Source organism: Flavonifractor sp. An91, from assembly GCF_002159225.1.
Taxonomy (GTDB): Bacteria; Bacillota; Clostridia; order Oscillospirales; family Oscillospiraceae; genus Flavonifractor; species Flavonifractor avicola.
In genome coordinates this window covers 1-5,612 of the sequence record NZ_NFHA01000068.1, presented here as the reverse complement: position 1 = coordinate 5,612, position 5,612 = coordinate 1, and the positions used below count along the sequence as shown (strand labels likewise).

General features: G+C 59.6%; 4 protein-coding genes. All 4 read left to right on the top strand.

Annotated elements, in window-relative coordinates; genetic code table 11:
- Positions 1–122 precede the first annotated feature (122 nt).
- Positions 123–650 carry an Ig-like domain-containing protein gene (locus B5G42_RS17175; protein WP_087273043.1) on the top strand — a complete coding sequence of 176 codons (528 nt, stop codon included), beginning with the start codon at positions 123–125 and terminating at the stop codon, positions 648–650.
- Positions 651–777: 127 nt separating this feature from the next.
- On the top strand, positions 778–2,778 hold the full coding sequence (locus B5G42_RS17170; RefSeq protein ID WP_087273040.1) for an S-layer homology domain-containing protein: 2,001 nt from the start codon (positions 778–780) through the stop codon (positions 2,776–2,778).
- Between the two features lie 141 nt (positions 2,779–2,919).
- The gene (locus B5G42_RS17165) at positions 2,920–4,755 is read left to right on the top strand and encodes an S-layer homology domain-containing protein (RefSeq protein WP_162611140.1); all 1,836 of its coding nucleotides are present in this window, start codon (positions 2,920–2,922) and stop codon (positions 4,753–4,755) included.
- Positions 4,756–4,890: 135 nt separating this feature from the next.
- A complete protein-coding gene (locus B5G42_RS17160) occupies positions 4,891–5,490 on the top strand; it encodes a Crp/Fnr family transcriptional regulator (protein WP_087273034.1) in 600 nt (199 codons plus the stop codon).
- Positions 5,491–5,612 lie beyond the last annotated feature (122 nt).

The window sequence follows — 5,612 nt, the reverse complement described above, 5'->3', positions numbered from 1 at the left end:
CCCCCAGCTCTACCCCGTCACCCTCTCCCACGCCTGCCGCTACCCCAAGGCCTACGGCAACGCCCAGGCCCACCCCCACGGCTACACCAACCCCGGTGACCCCGGTGGTGGAGAACCGGAGCATGAGCGCTGAGCTGGGGCGCGGCTACAGCTTTGGAGGACAGTGGGGAAACCTGAATCCCTCTGACGCCGGTCTGCCGGCGGGGTTGACCTACAGCTCCTCCAATTCCAGTGTGGCGCCCATTAACAGCTCCGGCTGGTTTACCATCCTGTCCCCCGGCACGGTAGTGCTGACGGCAGTCAGCCCCCAGGAACCCAACGTCCACTATACCATTACCGTGCAGGCCAAGAATGAAGTACCCTGGGACTACCAGTTGGACGGCATCACCCTCAGTGTGGGGCAGAGCCGGTATCACGGATTTTCCTCCTATTCCCTGTATACCAACTTTACCATCACCTCTACCGTGTGGAGCAGCAGCAATCCATCGGTGGTGACGGTGGGCGACCAGGAGCCCACCAGCTGTCAGCTCACTGCCAACGCCCCGGGCACAGCCACCATCAGCGGCGTAGTCACCTTGCGCGTGGATAGTCAGGAGGGCGTGCTGACCTTCACCGACAACGTGTCTTTCCAGGTCACCGTAAACGCATAGTGGCCGGGATGCGGCACTTGAAAAAAAGATAAAAAAATTTTGCCGGATTTAAAACCAGGCTGCCGGTTCCACACACTAACAGACAAAGCCCCTGCAAAATCCCAAATCAAGAGAAGGAGAATGCGCAATGAAAAGACGATCTTTCCGCCTGCTTTCCTGTCTGTGTGTTCTGGCCATGGCAATATCCATGCTGCCGGCGGCCTGGGCCGCAGAACCGACGCCCCTGAAATCCACCATTGCCGGCGGCACCTACAACGGCAACTGGGCGGTGCCCATTGACGCCTACCTGTACCAGGACGGCGACAACCTGGTGCGGGTGGAAAATTTCGAGGGTGTCAAAATCGTCGATGCCCAGGGAAATTTTATGAAATGGAGCGCCTATCCCCGGCTGGTGGCCGAGACCTACGACAGCAACTTCCAGCTGATCTCCTCGGTGGATCTGGAGATGGAGCTGGACCTGTGGGGCGGCTTCTATGCCGGTGAGGACTACAACTTTGTGATTTTCGGCCAGGAGAACCCCAGTGAGAACGACAACGCCGAGGTCATCCGGGTGGTGAAGTACGACAAGGACTGGAACCGCCTGGGCCAGGCCAGCCTGCGGGGGGCCAACACCACCATCCCCTTTGATGCCGGCAGCCTGCGGTGCGACGAGTACAACGGCTACCTCTATGTGCGTACCAGCCATGAGATGTACCAGTCCGGCGACGGGCTGAACCACCAGGCCAATCTGACCTTCTCGGTGCGTGAGTCCGATATGACCATCACCGACGGCTATCACGACGTGGTGGCCAACAAGGGCTATGTGTCCCACTCCTTTAACCAGTTTATTCTGGTGGACAGCCAGGGACGGCTGGTGGCTCTGGACCACGGCGACGCCTACCCCAGAGGGGCCTGTCTGTCCATTTACGACAACAAGGCGGGGAGCGACACCTTCGCCAACGGCTGCAAAACCTTCAATCTGACTACCTGGTCCGGCAGGGTGGGCGAGAATACCACCGGCGCCAATGTGACCGACCTGGCGGAGACCTCCTCCGGCTACCTGGTCGCCTACAGCAGCACCGGTAAGGGCTCGGCTTCCACCATCGGACAAGACCCCATGAACATCTTCCTGAGCTATACCAGCAAGGATGACGTCTCCTCCAACGGCACCACCGTGCGCCAGCTTACCTCCTGGCCCAGCGACTCCGACCTGTACGGCTCTCAGCCTGTGCTGGTCCCCACCGGTCCGGACGGCGGCTACATCCTGTGGCAGTTGGCCGAGAAGTGGGATAACGGCTACTATTACAATAAGGAAAGCATCCAGTATGCTACCTATTCCGCCGACGGCACCGTCTCCAACATCAAGACCGCTGACGGCGTGCAGATGTCCCGCTGCCACCCCATCAGCTACAACGGCAAGGTGGTGTGGTACTCCACCCACGACTCCACCCCCGTGTTCTATGTGCTGGACGAATCCGGAGTCCAGTCCTACCCCGTTGGGGAGAGCGGCGGACAGCAGCCTGATCCTGACCCTGACCCTAATCCCGACCCCGATCCCTATCCTGATCCCGACCCCACCCCCGATCCCGGCGACGGTGAGAACGGCGACTTCTCCTTCAGCGACGTGCCCGCCAGCCAGTGGTATGCCGACTATGCGGTGAAGGCTGCCCAGGCCGGCCTGATGAAGGGCACCGGCGGCGATAAGTTCAGCCCCAACGGCACCCTCACCGTGGCCGAGGTGGTCACCCTCACCGCCCGGCTGTACGCCGACCGCCAGGGGGAGAGCGTTCCCACCTCCGACGGCGCCTGGTACCTGGGCGCCTACAATTACTGCGTGGATCAGGGCCTGTTTACCACCAGTGAGGTGCCTCTGTCCACCATGCTGAACAAGGCCACCCGCTTCCAGATGGTGGACCTGCTGGACCGGGCGGTGCCTTCGGAGGAGAAGGAGGTCATCAAGGTGGTGTTCAACGGTGAGGTCCCTGACGTACAGGAGACCGATCCCTACGGCCCCGTGGTGTACCTGTGGTATCGGGCCGGTATCGTGGAGGGAGATAACAATGGAAGCTTCCACGGCAATACCAATATCAGCCGGGCGGAGACGGCAGCCATCCTCTGCCGCCTGGCCGGACTGACCCCTCGCGTATAACGGAAGTACAGACCGCCGCCTCAGTGCAAACGGAGGCGGCGGTCTTTTTTGTAAAAATTTTGGTTGCCAACCATATATAAGATCCTGTAGACTATGAGATATATCCAGGAAATCCATGAACAGGAAAGAGAGGACTTGTCTATGGGACAGAAGAGAAAGCTGGGTACCCGGGTATTATGCCTGCTCCTGGCGGTGGTTACCCTGTGGGGAGCGGGACCCCGGGCCCGGGCCGCCGACCCCATTATTGAGCGCATCAAAGGGGTAATGGCCGACCATCCGGACGGAAGCTACTTTACCGTCAACGGGAAGGCCTGCTCCGGCCACGACGCATGGGGGACCTGCAACAACTGTGAACTCAACCGCATTGCCGCCGCCGAGGGGATTCCCTGGACCAAGGATAACGGCAGCTGGACCTGCCTGGCCTTTGCACGCTATGTGTTCCAGCGGGTCTTTGGCATTCCCACCAATGTGCGAAATAACCTGACCCTGGTGGCCAAGGGTGCGCCGGGCAAAGCCACCTTCCAGAAGGCCTTGGCCGGCGACATCCTCTACTGCTACGACAGCGCATCCTCCAGTGGCGCCAAGCATTTTGCCGTGGTGGTGGGCTGGGACGATCAGGGTGCCTACATCTACCAGAACAATGCCAACGGCACGAAAAACCGGATCGGCACGGTGACCTATGGCCATATCAGCTATGAGAGTATGAAGCGGGATTATGCCTGGGGCTATGTAAAGATCTACCGGTCGGTGAACTACGCCGATGTGGCTGGCCAGACCGTGCCCGAGACCGCCCCGGTGACCATTGTCAATGAGGTTAAGGACAACGTCTATTTCAGCCAGTCCGCCTATGTCTATGCCACCTTCCACAAGCCGGCAGGCAGCTCCATGACCCAGAGCGGCCTGATTTTGACGGGCGGCGGCATCAATACCACCCACACCGACGATATTTCGGTCAAGAATTCGGCCACCACAGTGCCCTCCACCTACCAGACCTATACGGAGCTGGGGGTGGTCCTGAAGCCGGAGACCACCTATACCTATCAATTTTTTGTGGTGGTGGACGGCGTGACCTACAAGGGTGAGCCGGTCACCTTTACCACCCCCGCCAAGCAGCAGCCTATTGAGCCCACGGAGCCGGTTACACCGGCCTGTACCCTCACCTGTCAGGTGTATGTGGATGGGGCGTACGCCTACTCCTTTGAGGAATCCATGGAGGAGGGGACTGGGACCTCCTACTATACGGTGCCGGAGGAGGAGGGCTGCATCCTCTCCTCCGTCCGCATGGGAGACACCGAGCTGGAGCTGTCCGAAAGCCGCACGGTGGTGGTCATTCCAAACCCGGGCAAAGACTCCACCCTCTGTTTTTACTATCAGACCGTCAAGCCCCAGCGGGGCGATATGGCACATTTCCGCCAGGAAAAGACCTATACACCCGGAATGTTTTGGGACGTAGGCTCCGACGCCTGGTACTACGAGAATGTGAAGCAGGCCTACCGGCTGGGTCTGATGGAGGGTGCCTCCTCCAGCCGGTTCCGGCCCCAGGCCAACATCACCCTTGGAGAGGTGGTCACCCTGGCCGCCCGGCTCCATAAGCAGTACTGGACTGGCTCGGATGAGTTTACCGCCAGTTCCGGCCAGGCCTGGTATACTCCCTATGTGACCTACGCAAAGCAGGCCGGTATTCTGGAAGAGGACTATGACTATACCGCCTATGCCACCCGGGAGGAATTCGTCCACATTCTGGCCCGTGCCCTGCCGGAGGAGGAGCTGTCCGCCATCAGCGAAACCGGATATAGGGACGCTTCCTCCATCCGCTGGCGGGACGACGCCCAGCTGCTGACTTCTGCGGGCGTCATTACAGGCATCCGGGAACAGGGGGCGCTGTGGTTCAAGCCCCAGAATCAAATCACCCGAGCGGAGGTGGCCGCCATTATGACCCGGATGGCGCTGCCCCAGCTGCGGGTGGCCGGTGCCTGATGCCGTGAAACGGTCAAAAACAGAAATATGATGTCTAAAAAGAACAATTATTGCAAAATTAACCTAGGATAATGTAGAAACAGCGCAAAATATGATAAAATAAAATACCAATATTTTGTGTTGGGAGGGTGAGAGATGGATCTGCCAGAACTTTACCATCACCTGTTTGGACTGTCGGACCAGTCCCTCATCCAGAGGCTCACGGAGAGGGGCGAACTGCGGAACGTAAAAAAGGGCCACCTGCTTTATCGGGAGGGCGAGGTTCCCACCAAGCTGACCTTTTTGGTCCAGGGGCTGCTGCGGGGCTATTTTCTGGATGCCGGCGGCCGGGACATCACCGACTGCTTTGCCTTTGAGCCGGGGTCCCCGGCCACGGCCTGTATCGCCCTGGGGGAGCCGGCCACCATCAACATTGAGGCACTTACCGACAGCCTGGTGCTGGAGCTGCCCTTGAGTCTGGTACTGGAACTGCTGGAGGAATATCCCCAGCTCTATCGCCTGTACAGCTGTTTTCTGCTGGACGCTCTCAAGCGCCACTGGGAGGTGAAGGCCGCCATGTACCAGTATGACGCCATGGACCGGTATCAGTGGTTTTTGCGGGCCTATCCGGACCTGCACCGCCATGTCAGCGGAAAGCACGTTGCCTCCTTCCTGGGCATGACCCAGGTGACCCTCAGCCGCCTGCGCCGTACCCTGCGGGAGGCGGGCCAGCTCCAGGCTGCCGAGGAAGAATAACAAAAAAGGGCCTGTTGCAAAATGCGCAGCTCGTACAAAGACCCGTCATTCCGAGAAAAACGGCCGCCCGGTGGGCGGCCGTTTTTCGTGGGAATCCGCCCCTTTTGCCGGGGAAACGGATT